The following is a 20,380-nucleotide window of genomic DNA, read 5'->3' on the forward strand; positions in this document are numbered from 1 at the left end:
ACAAATATAATAAAAAAGCAGATGTAGCGGCACTAGTGCAATAAGCAAAAATGGTTTGATTTCGCGTCTTCATCCTAAGGCATTGATTAAAAGATCGGAAATACTGGAGTTGTAGTCTCAGTAGGACCACTTTTTTTATTAACTTCGCGGCACTACTTGAAAAATCAATCCACATCCTTATGAAAACATTTGATATGAGATTCTCTGTGGAGAAAAACACAATCTACTTACACCTCCATCTGGAAAAAGATGTCTACACCTTTGACACTCCTTATCAGATCACAGAGAAAGAATGGAATTATGCCGAACAACGTCCGGAAAACCCTTACACAAAAAACGCGAAGATTATTTGTGAGGGATTAGACAGAATTAAAATTGTAATTGCCGATCGGTTAAGGGATAGAAAGGTAAACCAAACCAATGTACAACAAGACATACAAACCCGTCTGTTGGAATCTTATAGGCAGAAACCTTCTCTAAAGGGGGACAATCTTATCCATCAAATCAATGTATATATCGAAAGTCGGAAGCACATTATCGGGCCGAACACATTAAAACGATATCACGTATTCCTACGTCTCATCCAACGATTCGAAGGATATTCAATGAAACATTTCAAAATAAAGGAAATCAACGCTTCGTTTGTCAAACAATTTTTCCGATTTGGAAACGAAGAAAATTACTCGCCAAGCACGCTTTATCGTACCATTTCCTTCATCCAGACGGTGCTCAATTTTCTGGAAAAAAGAGGAATAAGAACCTTTTCATATGAGTTAGAGTTGCCGAAAATTAAAAAAAAGACTCCTTTTGTTACGCTAAGCGAAGAAGAACTGAACCGAATAAAACAAACCGCTATTCCTTCTGAGCTGCAACATGCACGAGATTGGCTTTTGATTAGTTGTTATACAGGTCAGCGTATCTCCGATTTCATGAATTTTCGATCGGATATGATCAAAATTATTAAAGGCAAACATTGTCTGGCATTCCAACAGCAGAAAACTGGAAAAGATATTTTGCTGCCCGTCCATCCGGAAGTACTCCATATTATGGAAAAATATCCAAACAAATTTCCCCCGAAAAAATCGGAACAGCTATACAATAGGCAAATAAAAGAGATTGCCAGATTAGCCAATATATCTAAACTGGTATATTATAATAAACGAGCCGGTCATCGCAGCAAACCGCTCCTAATACCAAAATGGCAAGCTATGTCTAGCCACATAGGTCGACGGAGTTTTGCATCAAATTTTTATGGTAGAATACCTACGCCGTTATTAATGGAAGCTACGGGACATGGTTCAGAAGGGATGTTTCATAGCTACATTAATCAGATGGATATACAAAGAACAATAGCACTGGGGAGGTATTTTGATCATACTTATGAATCATCTCCTATTAAAGAGGAAGCGGACGAATAATAACGTCCGCTTTTTTCAAACTATAAGTACCAGTTTTCCTAAAAACGTGCCATCCTCCATCAATTCATGTGCTTTTGCCGCGTCTTCTATTGGAAAAGCTTTAAACAATTGAGGCAAAAAGGACTTTCCAATGAGCGGCCAAACATGCTGGTGTATATCCCGCGTTAGCGATACCTTGAAAGAAAGATCGCGAGCACGCAGGGTACTACCCGTTATTAGGATACGCTTTCGCATCAATTTTAAAATATCAAGTTCCACTTTATTTCCTTTCACCGCGTTAATGTAAACGAGACGACCGTCCGTATCCAACAAATCGAGATTTCTTTGGAAATAGTCCCCACCGATACTGTCTAATATGATGTTCACCGTCTCATCCCGTAAAGCCTCACGAAAATCACTATCTCGATAGTTGACAACGTTATCAGCCCCCAACTGCCGACAATAAGCCTCTTTTTCTTCGCTACTAACGGTCGTCAGCACCCTAGCGCCAAAGGCTTTCGCAAGCTGTATTGCTGCAGTACCTATTCCTCCTGCGCCTCCATGAATCAAAATAGATTCCCCCTCCTGTAAAGCGCCCCGACGGAACACATTATCCCATACGGTGTATACCGTTTCCGGTAAAGCAGCCGCTTCTTCAAAGCTAATTCCTTCGGGAATAGGAAGACACATGTCGGAATGCGCCGCTACGTATTCGGCATACCCCCCGCCTGCCACTAGGCAACATACCTTATCTCCTACTTTTCGTTCGGTTACCGCCGTACCCACCTGTGTAATAATTCCAGCCACCTCAAGCCCCGGGATATCCGCAACCACACCTTCCGGAGCAGGATAGTTTCCTTTACGTTGAAAAATATCGGGACGGTTTACCCCTGCAGCTTTGACCGCTATCAATACATCATGCTCTGCTACCGCCGGTATAGCGCGTTCCTGAATCTGTAAAACATCCGGACCTCCTGCTTCTGTAATAACAATCGCTTTCATTATATTACTTTTTTTTAGGGTACTTCTGCAGACGCATGTTTAGTGTGACCATAAAATAACGTCCAAGTCGGTTATTCCGCGCTTCATATACATCATTACCTATGTATTCACTATATGTACCCATATTTTTATTCTGATCTAACAAATCAAACCCCTGTAGCCGTAACAACGCCCTCTTATTATGCAAAAACGAAAACTCCAAGTATGCATTAATAATTGTAGGATTAATATTCATAAAACTACTAGCATAGCCGGAATTGAACCGTTGCGACATCTCGGCGCCTAACGTGATGTGCTCTCCTATATAACCTTTCGTGGCGGCACTTGCAAGTAAGCTATGCCCCGTAATTTCTGTACGAAAAGGCCAAGTGTAGGTCGCATTGTTTAAAAGATAATTAGCATTAAACATCGATTCTAGGTAATCGCTCCAGGTATAGCGTAGCTGAGCAGACTGAGCGTATATAAACTGCTTGGTTGTATTCCGTTGGTCGTTCACATACGATAGGTTATTATAATAATCCGCATTTCCGCTAATATCCAGTTGTACATTTTCATTGAATAACGATGTATTGAAGAGATAATACCATTTAATATCGTAATACCCATCCGTATTTTTGAATGTGGTTTCTTGAATAGTAGAACCGGAAAATGCTGTTTTATCGGATACGATTTTGTTTGCTACGTAGTGATAAGCAAAATTTGTCTCAAAATATTGCCCTCTCGATGTCACGAACTTCCGCAACGTGGTACTGACTCTATTAGAAAATTCCGCTTTCAATTCTGGATTTCCGATGATAACGTTTTGCGAATTACTATTATCGCGTATCGGAATGATATGCAGCAGGTTAGGCTGATTGTTTTTACCTACATAATCAACACTCCAGTCCGTTTCATCATTTAACCTCCATTTAAAACCTGCGGTTGGAACTAGATTAACATTTTCGTAAGTATATTGCATATCATCCCTAGGAAGAAAACTAGTCAACTTCACGGGTTGCACAGCAAATCCAATATTAGCTTTAAAAGTTTTATTTGGTGTATACTGATAATTTAGCCCCATACGACTATTTCTAAAACGATAATTATAATTGACACCCAGCGAATCTACGTGGAAATAACCGTCGGGTTCCGTAAATTTGAGTTTGTCTTCAACGAGCCGCTGTGTAGTCATGTCCGTTATTTCATAGTTATAAAGAAACTCCAGTGTACTATACTCGGAAAACGGTTCAACAAAAGATAGCGAGGCTCTGGCACCATCCGTGCCATTGCGTTGCTGAATAAAGTATCGTTGCTCGAATCGACTGATGACCGGGTCTACTGGCGTAGAATCGACGGATACATAGTAATCCCGCACATCCTCTAATTTACGTTGGCTGTTAAAGTTAAAGGAAACGCTTCCCGTTAATTTTCTGCCTGGTTTCTTAAAAGCTTTAGCGTACAATATATCAAGATCCAAGTTGGGGTTTTTGTGAGAAGACGAGTCTTGATATTTTCCGTCGTTTGTTATTTTATTATTTTTAACCAACCTAGTCCTCTGATTCCAAAAAGAAATATCATTGTACGAAAACACGGGTTTTACCTCTAAAATATCCTGATTCTTCAAACGGTGTTTAAGTTCAGCCGCGAGCCGATGAAAATTATCATCATTGATCGTTTGATACTCTTCCGCATTGGAGATGGAATTGCGATCAAATTGATCATAATAGGACTTCAAAATGGAGTTTCCTTTTGTCGTATTTTTCTTCTTCGTGAAGCTATAACTCGCGTTAAACTGCGTATGTTCAGCGAGGTTGTCTGAAAAGCTAAATCCCAACGATTTAATATTGTTCAGACCATCTGTCGGATCTACAAAATCGTTAACGTCAAAAAGCGATTTTTCCCTTTCCCCCATCCCCGTCGGCGAACCGAACGAAAACAAGCTCGTATTCGTATTATTGATGGAACCTACCAATGAAAATTCTTGTCCATCATCAAAACGGTTAAAGCCTGCACTACCAATATAGCGTTCCCTAGTTCCCATGCCCGCGGTAAGCTGGCCAAAAGAAATACGTTTACGGTCGTCCTTAAGGATAATATTGAGAATTTTTTCGGGATCTTCCGTCGTAAAACTTCGATCTGTCGTATGATTGTCGCGATGGTTTAGTATCTGTATGCTTTTGACAAAATCTGCAGGCAAATTACGCGTTGCCGTCAGCACATCACCTCCGAAGAATTTTCTACCATCCACTTGCACCGAAGAAATAGGTTTCCCCTGCGCGTAAACTGTGCCATCACGGGAAACCTGGATACCTGGCAGTTGCTTTAGGGCCTCCTCTAGGAGGGAATTCGCCCGAAAGGTAAATGCATCCATATTGTATTGAATGGTATCGCCAGCACGCACGATCGGAATAGTTTTTACGACATACACGCCCTCTAATAGGGAGGCTTGAGGTCGTAACACCACATTCGGCATGACGATAAAGCTAGATAAGTTTTGCGAAGACAGCGTCCTGTTGACAATCTGATAACCCAACATGCTGTAGGAAATTCGAATATTCGAGCCTTTAACATCTTTAATACGATAATATCCAGCATTTGAGCTTATCACAGTTACGGTATCTTGTGTACTCGTCAACCGTATCGTAACGCTTTTTAATCTCGTTCCTGCGGTATCGACTACAAATCCCTGAATCTGGCGTGATTCCGTTTGGGCCTTTGTCCCAATCGAACCAAGCCCAACAAAAAACAGCGTTGTGATCAAGAATATAAGATACCGATAATGTCCCACAAAATCTAATGTTTACGCATTTCCGTCAATATAACAAAAAAAATGAAATTCAATAAAAATTTATATAATAACGCTAAATCGTCGCCGTTCAGTATAAAAGAAAAGCGGGCCATTCCATTTCGAAACGACCCGCTTACGTACTTCTGTGTTGGAACTATTCTCCGTCAAATGTTACCTTCACTAAATGTTTATCAATTTCCCAACGACCAGTGCCTTCTTCCCCAATCACATCAAATAACTCCAATATACGGCGAGCTACATACTCTTCTTCCACCTGCTCTTCCAAAAACCATTGGACAAAATTAAATGTAACATAGTCTTTCGCTTTCATACATCTGTCCGCGATATTGTTAAACTGCTCTGTTACGTGCATTTCCTGCTCCAAGGTTTGTTCAAAGACGCCACGGAAAGATTCAAAGTCTACAGGTATGTTTGTAATTTCAGGAGAAATAGCGCGTCCTCCGCGGTTATTGATATAGTTAAATAGTTTCAACATATGCTCCCGTTCCTCGTCCGCCTGCTTAGCAAAAAAAGTGGCTGAGTTGTCAAGCCCTTGATCATCACACCAAGAAGACATTGCTAGATAAAGTGCCGAAGCATGTGCTTCTACCTTTACCTGCACATTTAATATATTTTCTATCTCCTCTGTTAATGAAGATTTTAATTTCAATAGATCTTTCATGTTTATTCTGATTTAATAATCTTATTTACTCTAAAGAACAATGTATTCCTCACATTGTTTATGCAAAGATAAACTAAGAAAGTCCAAAAAGGAGAAAGAAAACACAATACAAATTCAGTCTAAATTACATGCGCACCGCCCTAACTAGTTTAGAATCAGTACAATTTAAAACTAAATAGCAAGAACTGCATCCTTGCGGAGAATCTTTTTCACTTCGCTATTCAATTCAATCATAAACTTCGCACCAGTTAAAATTTCCCTTAAGTTTAGTATGTCTTGGACGGACAGAATAAAGCATCTTTCGGTGCGGTGAGGCATTATAATTTCAAAATCAGCCGTGCGCGAGGTGTCGGCTAGCATACGAGCGATATCCAAAGCGTCTATACGCTTCTTTAATAGAAAAAAATCAGAAATCTTAAAAGCAGTCGTTGTTTCTTGGAATTCTAGCCAATAGCAGTTCTTCCGACTACATTGGTATACAGCTCCATGCTTTGTTTTAAATACTTCTTCTACTTGTGCTAATGGACAAATCATTTCTCTTTTGAATTCGCTGAGCAAATATATAGGTTATTAAGATTCAATCCAAATAAATTTCGGGAATAATATATAAAAAAAGCTGACCTTTCGATCAGCTTCTCTTTTTCGGCAATTTCATTATTTAAAATTCCTCTTCAGGATTGCTCAGTAATTCTTTGTGATTACTTACGGCCGTTCTCGTTTTGGTCTTATGTTTATTTATCTGTCGTCTGAGTGATTCTACTGCAAGATCAGTTGCTTCTTCGAAACTTTTCGCCTGTGCTTTGGCAAATAACTGGTTACCGGGGATGTTCATCTTCAGTTCCACAACTTTGTTGGCTTCATCGTCAACATTTTCCAAACGAAGATAACATACACTTTCGATGATGTTGTCTAAAAACTGTTCTAGTTTAACGGTTTTCTTCTTGATAAACTCAACTAATTTTTGATCAGCATCAAACTTGATAGATTGCACAGTAATGTTCATTTTTCCTCCTTTTTTTAAGCCTTTGGATGGGCTTGTTTATAAATAGATTTCAATCTTTCCACAGAGTTGTGTGTGTAAATCTGCGTTGCCGCTAAGCCGGCATGTCCGAGCAGTTCCTTTATTGCATTCAAATCCGCCCCATTATTCAAAAGCGCAGTGGCAAAGGTATGCCGCAATACGTGCGGGCTTTTCTTCTGCTGCGAAGTGATACGCCCTAGATACCGCTGTACAGTCCGATAAATCAATGAAGGGTACGCCTGCTTTCCCTCTTTGGTAACGATTAGATGCATTGATTTGTTTTTAAAATCTTGGGCATATTTCAACATCAAGTAGCGCCTAATTTCCTCCAACAGCGTTTGGTGAACAGGTACTAATCTTTCCTTACCTCGTTTACCAAATATACATATTCTCCTATTATAGATGTCGATATCGCGCTCACGGATTGCAAGCAATTCGGAAAGCCGTATCCCCGTACCGAACAACAGCTCTAAAATAACAAAGTCGCGCGCCTCCTCAAAACTATCGGGATCCGTACCGCCCTTATCTAATAAATCCACCATCTTTTCCTGTTCGACCACCACAGGCAGTTTCTTGGGTGTTTTCAGTGCGTGGACCAATTGCATAGGACTTGAAGTTACAACACCTTCTCTGACTAAAAATTTATAAAAAGAACGCAAAGACGATATAGAGCGATTAATGCTTGAGGCTTGCCTGCCGTTCTCCTTCATCACAGCCAAGTAATGCCGGATAACCCGATAATCCACGTCCTCAAACGTTATTTTTTCAGTTGAAAGAAAATTTAAGAAACGGTCTATCTCCAAATCATAGGCCGAAATGGTATGAGCAGAATAACGTTTCTCAAACTCCAAAAAACTCAAAAACCGCTGCTTATTCATATCTATATCGTTCTTCTATAAATATAGCAAAAAGCGTGACACAAAAAAAATTATTAAGGAATTTTGAGAAAAAGAAGGATCAAAAAAAAATAGCTCACGGTTTTTTGGCCGTGAGCTAGCTATCGGAGAATCGTCGCTAAATAATATTTAAAGTTTCGTATTCGCGTCTATAGCATTCAATTCACTAAAAGCTTGTCTTAGACGTTCTACAAAGGCTTCCTCTCCTTTACGCAACCATACGCGTGGATCATAATATTTCTTGTTTGGAGAATCGGCGCCGTCCGGATTACCGATCTGTGCCTGTAGGTAATCTCGATTTTTCGCTTCGTAGGCACGAACACCATCCCAGAACGCCCATTGCATATCTGTATCGATATTCATTTTGATCGCTCCGTACGAAATAGCTTCCGCAATCTCTTCTGGCGAAGAACCCGAACCACCGTGGAACACAAAATTTACCGGCTTCTCTGCAGATAGATTAAATTTCTCCCGAATGTATTCTTGCGAATTATGCAAAATAACGGGTTGCAGTTTCACATTACCTGGTTTATATACGCCATGTACATTTCCAAAGGCCGCAGCTACGGTAAATTTATCGGACACTTTGGATAGCTCCTCATAAGCATAAGCTACCTCTTCTGGCTGTGTATACAGTTTTGAACTGTCTACATCCGTATTGTCAACACCGTCTTCTTCTCCTCCAGTCACGCCCAATTCAATTTCGACTGTCATGCCAAGCGGCTTCATCCGCTGTAAATATTTTCTGGAAATCTCGATATTCTCTTCAATTGGTTCTTCTGATAGATCTAGCATATGGGAAGAAAACAATGGTTTTCCATGTTGTGCAAAGAATTTTTCGCCCGCATCCAAAAGACCATCGATCCATGGCAACAATTTTTTCGCTGCATGGTCTGTATGTAATATAACCGCCACGCCGTAGTGCTCTGCTAGCAGATGAACGTGCTGAGCAGCAGATACTGCTCCCAAAATACAGGCTTGCAGTCCGTCATTGTTCAAGGATTTACCTGCATAAAACTGTGCACCACCATTGGATAATTGGATAATTACTGGTGAGTTTGCAGCTTTTGCTGTTTCCATGACGGCGTTGATAGAATTTGTTCCAATCACATTTACCGCAGGTAAAGCAAATTTATGTTTTTTAGCAATCTCAAATAGCTCTTGTACCTGATCTCCTGTTAAAACACCCTTAAAATCTTTTAGGCTCATATTTTTCTTCTATTATTTGTGTTACTTGAGACTAAAGGTATGGAGTTTTTTTATACCACACAACACTTAGTGTAAAAAATACACAATTGCGAATTGTACACGTGAAAAAAAAGTAAGATTGTAAAAATTCGAAAAATAGCAGCTATCCAAGATCAGTTGCTCGTAACTCTCGCGTTAGTATAACCATTATCTTTTAAACCGATAGGGCAATTTTGTGCCAAAATTAGGGGTACCTCAAAAATCTTTTTGGCACAATTTTACCCTATAAGAGGTCGTTTTTTAATGTCGATTTTTATGAAAAAAACATGTTTATGACATGTCAAAGCGCGATTTTTCGGTTATAAAACTTGAAATATGACAAAACTACAAACGCATTCTTTTTTTGCAAAAGAATGCAATAATGCAAAAAAAGAACACTATTTTTTTTAAAAGTATCGATACAATTTTCTCTTGTCGCGATAACCCGCAATTTTTTAACGTTACTTTTCTAAAAAATATCTATTGAATTTTCTCCTTTAACGATAAGCCACATTTTTTTAATGCTATTTTTTCAAAAGATATCAATACAATTCTTTCCTATATCGATAAGCCGCATTTTTTTATCGATATGATGCTGCTATTTATTGATACATGGTTTTATTGTTGTCATACAGCGCAAGATTTTAGCTATCATTTTTTGCATAATATGATAACAAAGCGAATTTGGCGTGTTATATTTTTCCATTGTAGGGCTATAAAACCAAAAAGTTGTCGTAAGAAGGAAATAAAGAACGTTATGATTTCAATAATAACCGTGTTAATTTTTAATAATATTAATATCTTTATCACCTATAAATACACAACGAGAATAGAAATGGCATTACAGGTATACGGAATCAAGAACTGCAATACGGTAAAAAAAGCATTGACATGGCTGGATGAAAACAAAATAGCTTACACTTTTCATGATTACAAGAAAGAACCCGCTACATTACAGCAATTAGAAGCGTGGGAAAACGAGATATCCTGGGAAGCTTTAGTAAATAAAAAAGGAACGACCTGGCGGAAACTAAGTCCAGAAGAACAAACCACAGTAGTGGATGCCGATTCAGCCAATCAAGTGCTGTTAAAGAATAACAGCATGATTAAAAGACCTTTAATCGAGTCATCTAAAGGTATTATATTAGGATTTGATGAAGAGGAGTATCAAGCAAAACTTAAATAGCACGATGATTAAGAAATTTATTTATGCATCCCTTGCAACGGTGCTATTGACCGTTGGCCAAGTAAGTGCGCAGACAAATAGCGTATACAATTATACAGCGGCTTTTAACCCCATTTTTTATACACAAAATGGTTCTCCCTACCGCTCTGCGAGCGGAAAACCGGGGCACGCCTACTGGCAAAACAGTGCGGATTATACGATTAAAGTATCCTTGGATGAGCAGACCGACGAAGTTTCCGGACAGTTAACAATCAATTATACCAATAATAGCCCGGACGACTTACCATATCTGTGGTTCCAATTAGATCAAAACCTCTTCCACGAGGAATCACGCGGACAAGCGACCATCCCCTTAGAGGATAGTCGATACGGCTCGGCAGAATCTGAGTTTAAAGGAGGATTCCAATTGAAGAACCTCCGTTTTTCAAATGGCGCCACGGCATCCTACGAGGTCGTTGATACGCGGATGCGTTTGGAATTGCCTGAAGTACTAAAGGCTGGTGGGAACTCCGTTAGTTTGGAGCTAGAATTCTCTTATACTGTTCCGAAATACGGAGCTGACCGCACAGGAATATTGGACACTAAAAATGGTAAGATTTATACCATAGCCCAATGGTACCCCCGAGTATGTGTTTATGATGATATTGTTGGCTGGAATACAGAACCTTATACAGGACCAGGCGAATTCTATCTTGAATTCGGTAATTATCAAGTCGAGATCGATGCGCCTGCCGACCACATTGTCGTAGCGGGCGGAGAGCTCCTCAACCCAACCGAAGTGTGGACGTCCGAACAGCTCTCCCGATATAAACAAGCTGCTGGAAGCGAAAAAACGGTCTTAATTCGATCAGCGGAGGAGGTGTCCAACCCTGCCTCACGTCCGAACAAAAAGCGCCTAACATGGAAATACAAGTTGGACAATGCCCATGATTTCGCCTGGGCTTCTTCAAAAGCTTTTATTCTTGACGGCGCCAAAATCAACAACCCTAGCGGAAAAAGTGCGTTGGCCCTGTCTGCCTATCCGGTGGAAAGCAATGGAGGCAATGCCTGGGAGCGTTCAACAGAATACACCAAAGCATCCATCGAGCATTACAGTAAAAAATGGTTTGCGTATCCTTATCCAGTAGCTGTCAATGTTGCTTCCAACGTAGGCGGCATGGAGTACCCCGCTATCTCGTTCTGTGGCCATACAGCGAAAGCAGGTAATCTGTGGGGCGTAACTGATCACGAGTTTGGACACAACTGGTTCCCCATGATTGTCGGGAGCAACGAGCGTCTACACGCCTGGATGGACGAAGGCTTTAATACATTTATTAATGGCTTATCGACCGAAGCTTTTAACAAAGGAGAGTATCATAAAAAGTTCGGAAACCGTAACAGCATGACACCCGCATTTTCCAGACCTGATTTGGAACCTATTATGTCTTCTCCACAAAATATGAAAGAGAAAAATATCGGTGTCCTCGCCTATTATAAACCTGCTTACGGCCTTCGGTTGCTACGCGATGAAGTGATCGGCGCTGAGCGCTTCGATAGAGCTTTTCGCCAGTACATCGCGTATTGGGCATACAAACATCCCACACCAGAGGATTTTTTCCGCACCATGGAAAATGAAACAGGTGAAAACCTAGCTTGGTTCTGGCGCGGGTGGTTTAAGCATAATTGGGCGTTGGACCAAGCCATCCGGTCGGTAGAATACGAAGGTCTCGACCCTAAAAATGGCGCCGTCATCACGATAGACAATCTGCAAAAACTGCCCATGCCCGTCGTTATCGAAGCAACAACGGAGTCTGGGGAAAAAATACGAAAAAAGCTTCCGGTAGAAATATGGCAACGTAATACATCCTGGCGTTTTAAACTCAAATCCACGGAAAAGCTAACGAAGGTGATCATTGACCCGGACAACGTTTATCCAGATATCGATCCGAATAATAACGTTTGGCCGAGAAATTAGTGATGCGTGATAAGTTATGAGATATAAGATTGAAAATATGATGAGAATACAAATACAACATTACACGTGCCTTTTCTTTTTATTGCTTTTTGGGTTCGGCACGAACCTCACAGTAAATGCGCAAGAGATCAAGGGTATTGTGCATGAACTGGAAAGCAGCCAGCGATTAAGAGAAGTTACCGTCAAGAACCTTCGGACGAATGAAACAACCGAGACGGATGTGGAAGGGAGTTTTACCATATCCGGAAATATCAATGACTTATTAACCTTTACTCAACCGGGATACGAGGTAGACACGGCCTTTATCTATGAGGAAGGGCTGCAACGCGTCTACCTTGTCCGGGATAGCAAATCTATCGTGATTGACGAGATCGTAATCAGTCGTCTCACAGACAGTCGTCTGGCTCTTGAGATAGAAAAAGCTAAAAACGAAGGACAAGTGACGGAGGCGTCGCAAAATCGTGGTGGTCTACGGATTTCACTTTCCCGCCTATTTGGCAGACAAAGCAAGAACGCGCGAAAGAACCTGGATCTCCTCCTAGAAGAACAAAATAATCGACAAGTAGACCGCCTATTTAACGAACGAGTGATTCGCGCTATGGTGCCTCTTACCGACACAGAAATGGCGCTATTCAGGGAGCAATTTCGCCCATCGCTGGAATTTATGCAAACAGCGTCACCTGAAGACGTACGAGCATATATACTTGATTCTTACAGTAAATTTAAGGCAGATTAAGACGTTGATCAACCCGTAGAACAACACGACAATGTTATATAAAAAATCTATACCACAGATTATCCAAGAGGCAAGAGAAAGTGGAGAACATACGTTAAAGCGAACGCTTTCGAGCACGGGATTGGTCTCTTTGGGAGTGGGAGCCATAATTGGTGCAGGACTTTTTTCCCTAACGGGGATTGCCGCGGCAGAGAACGCAGGACCGGCCGTTATTCTTTCTTTCGTTATCGCTGCATTGGCATGTTCTTTTGCCGGCCTTTGTTACGCTGAATTTGCTTCTATGATACCAGTAGCCGGAAGCGCCTATACCTATTCCTATGCAACGATGGGTGAATTTATGGCTTGGATCATCGGTTGGGACTTGGTCTTGGAATATGCATTGGCAAGTGCCACGGTTGCAGTTAGTTGGTCGCAGTATTTTAACGAACTCCTGATGACTTTTGGTCTCGCTATTCCACCAGAATTTTTGAAAGGTCCATGGGAAGGTGGGTATATCAATATTCCAGCTATTATCATCGTTTGCCTCCTATCCTTGCTATTAATGCGAGGCACAAAAGAGTCGTCAACGGTCAACAATCTATTGGTTATTTTAAAAGTAGTAGTGGTCCTTATTTTTATTGCATTAGGGTGGAGTTTCATTGATTCAGCAAATCATGTTCCTTTTGTTCCTACAAACGAGGGAGAAGAAATGGTAAAAAATGGACAGATGGGTCTTTGGTCTTTTCTTAACAGTGATCATTTTGGAGCCTTTGGGATTAGCGGAATCCTTCGGGCTGCTGGGGTATTGTTTTTTGCTTTCATCGGGTTTGATGCTGTGAGCACGGCAGCGCAAGAAGCAAAAAACCCTAAGCGCGGTATGCCGATCGGTATTATCGGATCGCTTGTCATCTGTACGCTCCTATATGTGCTTTTCTCCTATGTAATGACCGGATTGGAAAATTACAAATCTTTTGAGGGTGATGCCAAACCCGTGGCTACGGCATTCGCAAATACAGGCTATACATTCCTCAATACAGCGCTTATCGTCACGATTATTGCCGGCTATACCTCCGTTATTCTCGTGATGCTGTTGGGGCAAAGCCGTGTGTTTTATTCCATGAGCAAAGATGGCTTACTCCCCAAAATATTCTCCGACCTTTCTAAAAACCAGACTCCTTGGAAAACGAACCTCATATTCATGGTATTCGTATCTTTTTTCGCCGGCTTTGTACCTATTTCTGATCTAGGGCACATGGTGAGTATCGGAACCCTATTCGCCTTCACACTGGTTTGTATAGGCGTACTAGTTCTTCGAAAAACAAGCCCGGAAATCGAAAGGCCATTCAAAACTCCATTGGTTCCACTAGTGCCCATATTAGGCGTTATTGTCTGTTTGGTTTTGATGGCATCTTTACCCATAGAAAGTTGGGAGCGTTTAGCCATATGGTTGATTATCGGCGTTGTTATCTATTGGTTTTATAGTCGGAAGCATAGTAAGGTGCGGAAATCACACCGTAATCCATAAATCAATAGTACACAAATGAAACACGGTTTGTTTACATTGGTTTTTCTCCACATGATAGCTATGATCGGTTATGCGCAAAAAAATGACACCAAATTGGAGCGTATGCTACAAGACGAAATCAAAGACTTCCGTGGTGATGTAGGTGTATTCGTACAGCATTTTAAAAACAATAAAACTGTAGCGATACACGCTGATACCCTCTTCCCCACGGCAAGCGTTGTCAAAGTCCCTATATTGATAGGTGTTTTCGATAAAATAGGACGCGGACAACTAAAGCTCAGCGACACGTACATCTACGACGCAAACCGCATATATGGAGGTTCAGGACTAATGCAATTCTATAAAGATAGCTCCAAAACCAACCTATCTACGATGGTTTCCTTAATGCTCACTTATAGTGACAATGTGGCTTCAATCTGGTGTCAGGAACTTGCGGGCGGCGGTACAACAATTAATCAGTTAATGGACGAATTGGGGCTTCCAAATACCAAAGTGAATTCGCGGACAGCGGGTCGCCAGGAAATCTGGGAGAAGTACGGATGGGGACAAACCACGCCGCGTGAAATCGTGCAGCTAATGACTATGATAAGAGAAAGTAGAGCCATCACTCCACGTCTTTCGGATAAAATGTATCGCTACCTCAAAAACCAATATTATAACGGAGAGGCCCTGTCACAACTTCCGCCTCATATCGCAACGATCTCCAAGACCGGTGCATTGAACCAGACACGTAATGAAGTCGTATTTGTTCACGCCCCATCGGGTGATTATGCTTTTGCTGTCCTCACAAAAAACAACGATGATCAGCGCTGGAGCCCCGATAATGAAGCCGAGGTTTTAATCAGAAAAATCTCCTATATTTTGTGGAATTACTTTGAGCCAAAAGAACAGTTTAAAGCGTATGATCCTGTGCTTTAAATCTAATTCATAAAAAAAGCTGTCTTTTTAGACAGCTTCCTCTTTTTTATCTTCCGCTTTTACTTTGGGACGTTTTCCTGGTCTCTTCTTTCCATACGATCCCATAACAATTTTCCCTCTCCGTGTTTTTTTATCTCCTTTACCCATAGTTTTGTATTTTAATGTACAATTATTGATCGAATGAAAGCAATTTAGTAATTACAGCACTCATATCCAAATATCTATGGGCATATATCGAATCTTTACCCCCTACTATAGTTAGGCGCTTCTTTCGTAATAGAGATGTTATGCGGATGCGACTCTCTTAGGCCCGCGCCGGTAATCCGCACAAATTGCGCTTCTTTTAATTTGTCGATGGTACCCGCACCGCAATATCCCATTGATGCTCTTAGCCCACCGATATATTGATACACCACCTCTGCCAATGTTCCTTTATATGGCACGCGTCCCACGATACCTTCTGGCACTAATTTTTTGATATCCTCTTCCACATCCTGAAAATAACGATCTTTAGATCCTTTCTCCATTGCTTCCACCGAACCCATACCTCTGTACGACTTAAACTTACGTCCTTCATAGATAATGGTCTCTCCGGGCGCTTCCTCTACTCCGGCGAATAAGGAGCCTGCCATAATGGTATCTGCTCCAGCAGCGATGGCTTTGGCAATATCTCCAGTTTGCTTAATACCGCCATCCGCTATCAATGGTACTCCAGACCCCTTCAAGGCCTTCGCCACCTCGTACACCGCATATAACTGTGGCACACCAACGCCTGCAATAATACGTGTTGTACAGATAGACCCCGGACCAATCCCTACTTTTACAGCGTCTGCTCCAGCTTCTGCCAACGCTTTTGCCGCCGCTCCCGTAGCAATATTCCCCACAATGACCTGTAATCCCGGGAAAGCTGATTTTACTTCTTTCAGCTTCTCGATCACCCCTTTAGAATGTCCATGCGCGGTATCGATGGTCACGACATCCACACCTGCTTTAGCTAATGCCGCAACACGTTCTAACGTGTCCGCAGTTACACCTACTGCAGCCCCCACTAACAAACGACCATGGCTATCCTTGGCGGCATTCGGAAAGTGCTTATATTTTTGAATATCTTTAAAGGTAATGAGCCCCTTTAAATTTCCTTCTGTATCTACTACAGGTAGTTTCTCAATTTTGTAATCCTGTAAAATCTCCTCTGCGCGAATCAAGTCTGTTCCCTCTGGCGCCACGACCAAATTTGTCTTTGTCATTAGTTCCGTAATCGGCATCGACATATCTTTTTGAAACCGAAGATCACGATTAGTGACAATACCGACGAGCTTCCTTTTATTGCTAACAATTGGAATACCGCCTATCTTATGCTCTTTCATAATCTTAAAAGCGTCACCCACGGTGGCCCCTTCTAACAAGGTCACAGGGTCCTGTATCATTCCGCTCTCTGAACGTTTTACCTTACGAACCTCAGCCGCCTGCTCATCTATAGACATGTTTTTATGCAACATTCCTATTCCGCCCGCTTGCGCGATAGCTATAGCTAGGTCAGCTCCCGTCACTGTATCCATTGCGGCAGAGACCAAGGGGATATTCAAGCGGATTTTCTTTGTAAGTTGCGTGCTCGTGTCGACATCACGAGGTAAAATTTCTGAATACGCAGGAATTAATAAGACGTCGTCGTAGGTGAGACCTTCTGCTACGAATTTTTGTGGATCTAATTGCATATGGCAAATATCTTTGGAGTTTCTATTTGCCGGACAAATATACGAATTTTTATTATTTTCTGAAAAAAGTTTTTTTTTCAAACAGTCGGATGACGAACGAAGTAAAAGATTTGGCAGACTATTTGCTCTTTTTTAGTTTTATAGAACACATTTATCGATAACCGATAAGTTTTGAAATTACAAATAATATGAAGAAAGTATTTTTATCTTTATTAGCCGCTTCGTTCTTGGCCATCGGTACAAACGAGGTGAATGCACAGGCACGTTATCGGACGGCATTGGGGCTAGGAATCGACTTAGGTGATGGACCGACCTTGGTCGGGCCACAAATAAAGCACTTTTTCGATGGTGCAAACGCAGGAAATGCCCAAGTGCTATTCGGAGATGACGTGACGGTATTAGGCGTGGATTATTCATATAACCAGGCTATTGCCGGGACAAATGGATTGAATTGGTATGTAGGGGTCGGTCCGCAACTTGCGTTTATCGACGGTGGGCGTTGGTGGTATGACGATAGGAATGATGATCGCACCTATTTTGCGCTTCGTCCGGCGGCGGGATTGGAATTTAAAATTCCTTCAGCTCCGCTCGCTTTCCACTTCGACTGGAAACCTTGGTGGAACCTCTCCAACAGAAGTAACTTCGAGCCAGCTCGCTTTACATTGGGCTTCAAGTTTACATTAAATTAAATAAAAAGATTCAAAACGAGAAGAATGTCGGTATATCTTGTTGATATACCGACTTTTTTTTGTCAAGAAAAAATTAAAGAAAACACTATCTTTGCACTAGATTATATGATTAAGCTAGAGCAGGTCAGTAAGATATTCTATAAGAAAAAAAGGGAGATTCATGCCCTGAGGAATATTACGCTCCACATCGAGAAGGGAGCTATTTTTGGCATTATCGGTTATTCCGGTTCTGGGAAGAGTACGCTTGTGCGAACCATTAACTTATTAGAACGTCCCACCTCGGGAAACATATACTTGTCCAATAAGAATATTGTATCGCTTTCGGAGAAAGAACTGATCCCATTTCGTCGAAAAATTGGGATGATATTTCAACATTTTAACCTGCTTTCATCCCGTACCGTTTTCGATAACGTAGCCTTTCCACTACAACTAACAAAGAGGACTAAGTCGGAAATAAAGGAAAAAGTGGATAATTTGCTTAATATGGTAGATCTATCAGAAAAACGAGAAGAATACCCTGCGGCGCTATCGGGCGGACAAAAGCAACGGGTGGCCATCGCTAGAGCATTGGCTTCTGATCCGGAAATACTGCTTTGTGACGAGGCTACAAGTGCGTTGGATCCGCAAACAACGCGATCTATTCTGTCTCTACTGAAACGTATCAACCGCGAACTGGGGATTACCATCGTATTGATTACCCATCAAATGGAAGTAGTACGTGCGATATGTAATCGCGTCGCTGTTATATCTGAAGGTGAATTGGTGGAAGAAAACGAAGTAAAGACATTGTTTGAATACCCTAAATCTGCTATCACAAAGGAATTGTTGAACCCAACATTGACGATTGATTAATTAAACGGAATATGTCTGAAGCAACATTTTGGCTATTGGCAAAGGGTACTTGGGAAACGATCGTGATGACCTTTTCCTCCGGATTTTTTAGCTTTCTACTTGGTCTTCCGCTAGGCATAATATTATTCTTAACGCGTGAACGGCAATTACTCGCAAACAGACCATTAAATAACAGTATCTCTTTTTTTGTAAACGTCTTTCGCTCAATTCCTTTTATAATCCTGATCGTATGGATGATTCCGTTTACCCGTGCCTTAGTCGGAACATCCATCGGCATGAATGCTGCTATCGTGCCGTTGAGCATCGGTGCTGCGCCGTTCGTTGCGCGACTAGTAGAAAATTGTTTACTAGAGATACCGTACGGGATTATCGAAGCAGCACGGTCCATGGGAGCCACGACGATGCAGATTGTTCGCAAAGTGCTTATCCCGGAAGCACTTCCGGCATTAATAAACAGCGCTTCCCTAACGCTAATCACCCTAGTGGGATATTCCGCAATGGGTGGTGCCGTAGGTGCCGGCGGACTAGGACACATTGGGTATCAATATGGCTATGTGGGTTATGACGCGGTGATTATGAACATGGTACTGGTGCTATTGATCGGGATTGTGTTCGGGATACAGTTTATCGGTGATCGCTTGTCGAAATATGTGGATTATAGAAAGTGATGCATTATAAGTTATAAAAATATGTACAATACAATCAAATCTTTATTTAGTTCAGCCATTGTCCTAGCTACGCTTTTGTCCTGTAACGGAGAAAACCGTTCTTCCAATGTTCTTCGCGTGGGCGTACAGGCAGGCCCTGAATATAGTTTAGCAGAGGAAGCCAAAAAGGTAGCAAAAGAAAAATATAATCTGGAGGTGGAGCTGATTTCTTTTAACGACTACGTTATGCCTAATGAAGCCTTACATCAAGGTGATATCGACGTTAACGTATTTCAAACTACTCCTTATTTGGATGATCAAACGGCAAGTAGAGGCTATAAACTGGCTATTGTCGGCAATACCTTTGTTTATCCGATGGCTGGCTACTCCAAGAAAATAAAAAGCATCAGTGAACTCAAATCCGGGGATACAGTAGTTATTCCCAATGACCCTACCAATCTGGGGAGAGCACTTTTGCTAATGCAAGAAGTCGGCCTTATCCAGCTTAAGGATAACGTAGGATTACTCCCACGTACACAAGATATCACAAAGAACGATCTAAAACTCAATATCCTTGCGCTGGAAGCTCCCCAACTGCCACGTACATTGGAGGACGGTAAAGTGACCGTGGCGGTTATCAATAATAATTTTGCTGCCAGTCACAACTTAACAGCCAAAGACAACGGTATTTTTATCGAAGACGAAAAATCACCTTATGTAAATATCATTGTGAGTCGGGAAGACAACAAAGAGGACGAAAAAGTACTGAACTTTGCAAAAGCATATCAGTCGGAAGAAGTAGAGGCCGTAGCAGACAAGGTGTTTAAAGGCGGAGCTATAAAGGGGTGGTAATTTTTTGAATCTCTTTTTCTTGATAAAAAGAGAGAAAAATCAAGGCTGGATATGGTTTTGCTATTTTTCTTTGTCTATTCCTAAACAGCATATAACTCGCTACGCTCAGACATTATGCTGTTGTTAACAGAATAGCCTGCTGAAAAATGGTCGCAAAACAATATAAGGCCGATTAAACCCGCATAACCGCGAGGTGTTATTGTTTACTGGTAGTGTAAATTGAACTGTGTCACATCACTCCTTTTAGGGTTCGTTCTCGGAGGCTGAAAGCCTCGAGTGCGAACCCTAAAAGGAGTTGCCGAAGGCTTTAATCCTATCCCCAAATTTAATATGTA

19 protein-coding genes are annotated in these 20,380 nt (G+C 41.4%); 10 read left to right on the plus strand and 9 right to left on the minus strand.

The window, feature by feature from the left end; all coding sequences use genetic code 11:
- The first annotated feature begins 179 nt into the window (after nucleotides 1–179).
- A complete protein-coding gene (locus C5745_RS19395; RefSeq protein ID WP_105718674.1) occupies nucleotides 180–1,418 on the plus strand; it encodes a tyrosine-type recombinase/integrase in 1,239 nt (412 codons plus the stop codon).
- 15 nt (nucleotides 1,419–1,433) lie between these two features.
- Here the strand turns inward: C5745_RS19395 and C5745_RS19400 are convergent, their stop codons facing one another.
- From C5745_RS19400 to fbaA, 7 genes are all read right to left on the minus strand, one after another.
- The gene (locus C5745_RS19400; RefSeq protein ID WP_105718675.1) at nucleotides 1,434–2,399 is read right to left on the minus strand and encodes an NAD(P)H-quinone oxidoreductase; all 966 of its coding nucleotides are present in this window, start codon (nucleotides 2,397–2,399) and stop codon (nucleotides 1,434–1,436) included.
- 4 nt (nucleotides 2,400–2,403) lie between these two features.
- Nucleotides 2,404–5,166, minus strand: a complete 2,763-nt coding sequence (locus C5745_RS19405) for a TonB-dependent receptor (RefSeq protein WP_243403403.1) — start codon at nucleotides 5,164–5,166, stop codon at nucleotides 2,404–2,406.
- Between the two features lie 154 nt (nucleotides 5,167–5,320).
- Nucleotides 5,321–5,848 (minus strand): ferritin, encoded by a 528-nt coding sequence (locus C5745_RS19410; protein WP_105718676.1) that lies wholly within the window; start codon nucleotides 5,846–5,848, stop codon nucleotides 5,321–5,323.
- A 171-nt stretch (nucleotides 5,849–6,019) separates the two neighbouring features.
- Nucleotides 6,020–6,382: a hypothetical protein gene (locus C5745_RS19415; RefSeq protein ID WP_105718677.1), complete on the minus strand. Its 363-nt coding sequence runs from the start codon at nucleotides 6,380–6,382 to the stop codon at nucleotides 6,020–6,022.
- 124 nt (nucleotides 6,383–6,506) lie between these two features.
- Nucleotides 6,507–6,851: a ribosome hibernation-promoting factor, HPF/YfiA family gene (hpf, locus tag C5745_RS19420; protein ID WP_105718678.1), complete on the minus strand. Its 345-nt coding sequence runs from the start codon at nucleotides 6,849–6,851 to the stop codon at nucleotides 6,507–6,509.
- A 14-nt stretch (nucleotides 6,852–6,865) separates the two neighbouring features.
- Nucleotides 6,866–7,747 carry a tyrosine-type recombinase/integrase gene (locus C5745_RS19425; RefSeq protein ID WP_105718679.1) on the minus strand — a complete coding sequence of 294 codons (882 nt, stop codon included), beginning with the start codon at nucleotides 7,745–7,747 and terminating at the stop codon, nucleotides 6,866–6,868.
- Nucleotides 7,748–7,894: 147 nt separating this feature from the next.
- Nucleotides 7,895–8,974, minus strand: coding sequence for a class II fructose-bisphosphate aldolase (fbaA, locus tag C5745_RS19430; protein ID WP_105718680.1), 1,080 nt, complete (start codon nucleotides 8,972–8,974; stop codon nucleotides 7,895–7,897).
- Nucleotides 8,975–9,749: 775 nt separating this feature from the next.
- Between fbaA and C5745_RS19435 the strand changes: the two genes are divergently transcribed.
- From C5745_RS19435 to C5745_RS19455, 5 genes are read left to right on the plus strand one after another with little or no spacing between them, the layout of a single operon-like run.
- Entirely contained in the window at nucleotides 9,750–10,178 is a 429-nt protein-coding gene (locus C5745_RS19435) for an ArsC family reductase (RefSeq protein WP_243403404.1), read from the plus strand.
- Between the two features lie 4 nt (nucleotides 10,179–10,182).
- Entirely contained in the window at nucleotides 10,183–12,132 is a 1,950-nt protein-coding gene (locus C5745_RS19440) for a M1 family metallopeptidase (protein WP_105718691.1), read from the plus strand.
- A 37-nt stretch (nucleotides 12,133–12,169) separates the two neighbouring features.
- Nucleotides 12,170–12,868, plus strand: a complete 699-nt coding sequence (locus tag C5745_RS19445) for a hypothetical protein (RefSeq protein WP_133166408.1) — start codon at nucleotides 12,170–12,172, stop codon at nucleotides 12,866–12,868.
- A gap of 31 nt (nucleotides 12,869–12,899) precedes the next feature.
- Nucleotides 12,900–14,372, plus strand: coding sequence for an amino acid permease (locus C5745_RS19450; RefSeq protein WP_105718682.1), 1,473 nt, complete (start codon nucleotides 12,900–12,902; stop codon nucleotides 14,370–14,372).
- 15 nt (nucleotides 14,373–14,387) lie between these two features.
- Nucleotides 14,388–15,290, plus strand: coding sequence for a serine hydrolase (locus tag C5745_RS19455; protein ID WP_105718683.1), 903 nt, complete (start codon nucleotides 14,388–14,390; stop codon nucleotides 15,288–15,290).
- Nucleotides 15,291–15,317: 27 nt separating this feature from the next.
- Here the strand turns inward: C5745_RS19455 and C5745_RS19460 are convergent, their stop codons facing one another.
- Both C5745_RS19460 and guaB read right to left on the minus strand, forming a co-directional pair.
- Complete coding sequence (locus C5745_RS19460) at nucleotides 15,318–15,437, minus strand: 30S ribosomal protein THX (protein ID WP_105718684.1); 120 nt, start codon at nucleotides 15,435–15,437, stop codon at nucleotides 15,318–15,320.
- 95 nt (nucleotides 15,438–15,532) lie between these two features.
- Nucleotides 15,533–17,005, minus strand: a complete 1,473-nt coding sequence (gene guaB, locus C5745_RS19465; RefSeq protein WP_105718685.1) for an IMP dehydrogenase — start codon at nucleotides 17,003–17,005, stop codon at nucleotides 15,533–15,535.
- A 188-nt stretch (nucleotides 17,006–17,193) separates the two neighbouring features.
- Here guaB and C5745_RS19470 point away from each other — a divergent pair, with 188 nt between their 5' ends.
- The 4 genes from C5745_RS19470 to metQ all read left to right on the plus strand — a co-directional run bounded on the left by C5745_RS19470 (nucleotide 17,194) and on the right by metQ (nucleotide 20,045).
- A complete protein-coding gene (locus C5745_RS19470) occupies nucleotides 17,194–17,694 on the plus strand; it encodes a hypothetical protein (RefSeq protein ID WP_105718686.1) in 501 nt (166 codons plus the stop codon).
- Between the two features lie 105 nt (nucleotides 17,695–17,799).
- A complete protein-coding gene (locus tag C5745_RS19475) occupies nucleotides 17,800–18,546 on the plus strand; it encodes a methionine ABC transporter ATP-binding protein (RefSeq protein WP_105718692.1) in 747 nt (248 codons plus the stop codon).
- Nucleotides 18,547–18,557: 11 nt separating this feature from the next.
- Nucleotides 18,558–19,214 carry a methionine ABC transporter permease MetI gene (gene metI, locus C5745_RS19480; RefSeq protein ID WP_105718687.1) on the plus strand — a complete coding sequence of 219 codons (657 nt, stop codon included), beginning with the start codon at nucleotides 18,558–18,560 and terminating at the stop codon, nucleotides 19,212–19,214.
- Nucleotides 19,215–19,235: 21 nt separating this feature from the next.
- On the plus strand, nucleotides 19,236–20,045 hold the full coding sequence (gene metQ, locus C5745_RS19485) for a methionine ABC transporter substrate-binding lipoprotein MetQ (protein ID WP_105718688.1): 810 nt from the start codon (nucleotides 19,236–19,238) through the stop codon (nucleotides 20,043–20,045).
- Nucleotides 20,046–20,380: the final 335 nt, after the last annotated feature.

It is taken from the genome of Sphingobacterium haloxyli, assembly GCF_002980525.1.
GTDB classification, from domain to species: Bacteria; Bacteroidota; Bacteroidia; order Sphingobacteriales; family Sphingobacteriaceae; genus Sphingobacterium; species Sphingobacterium haloxyli.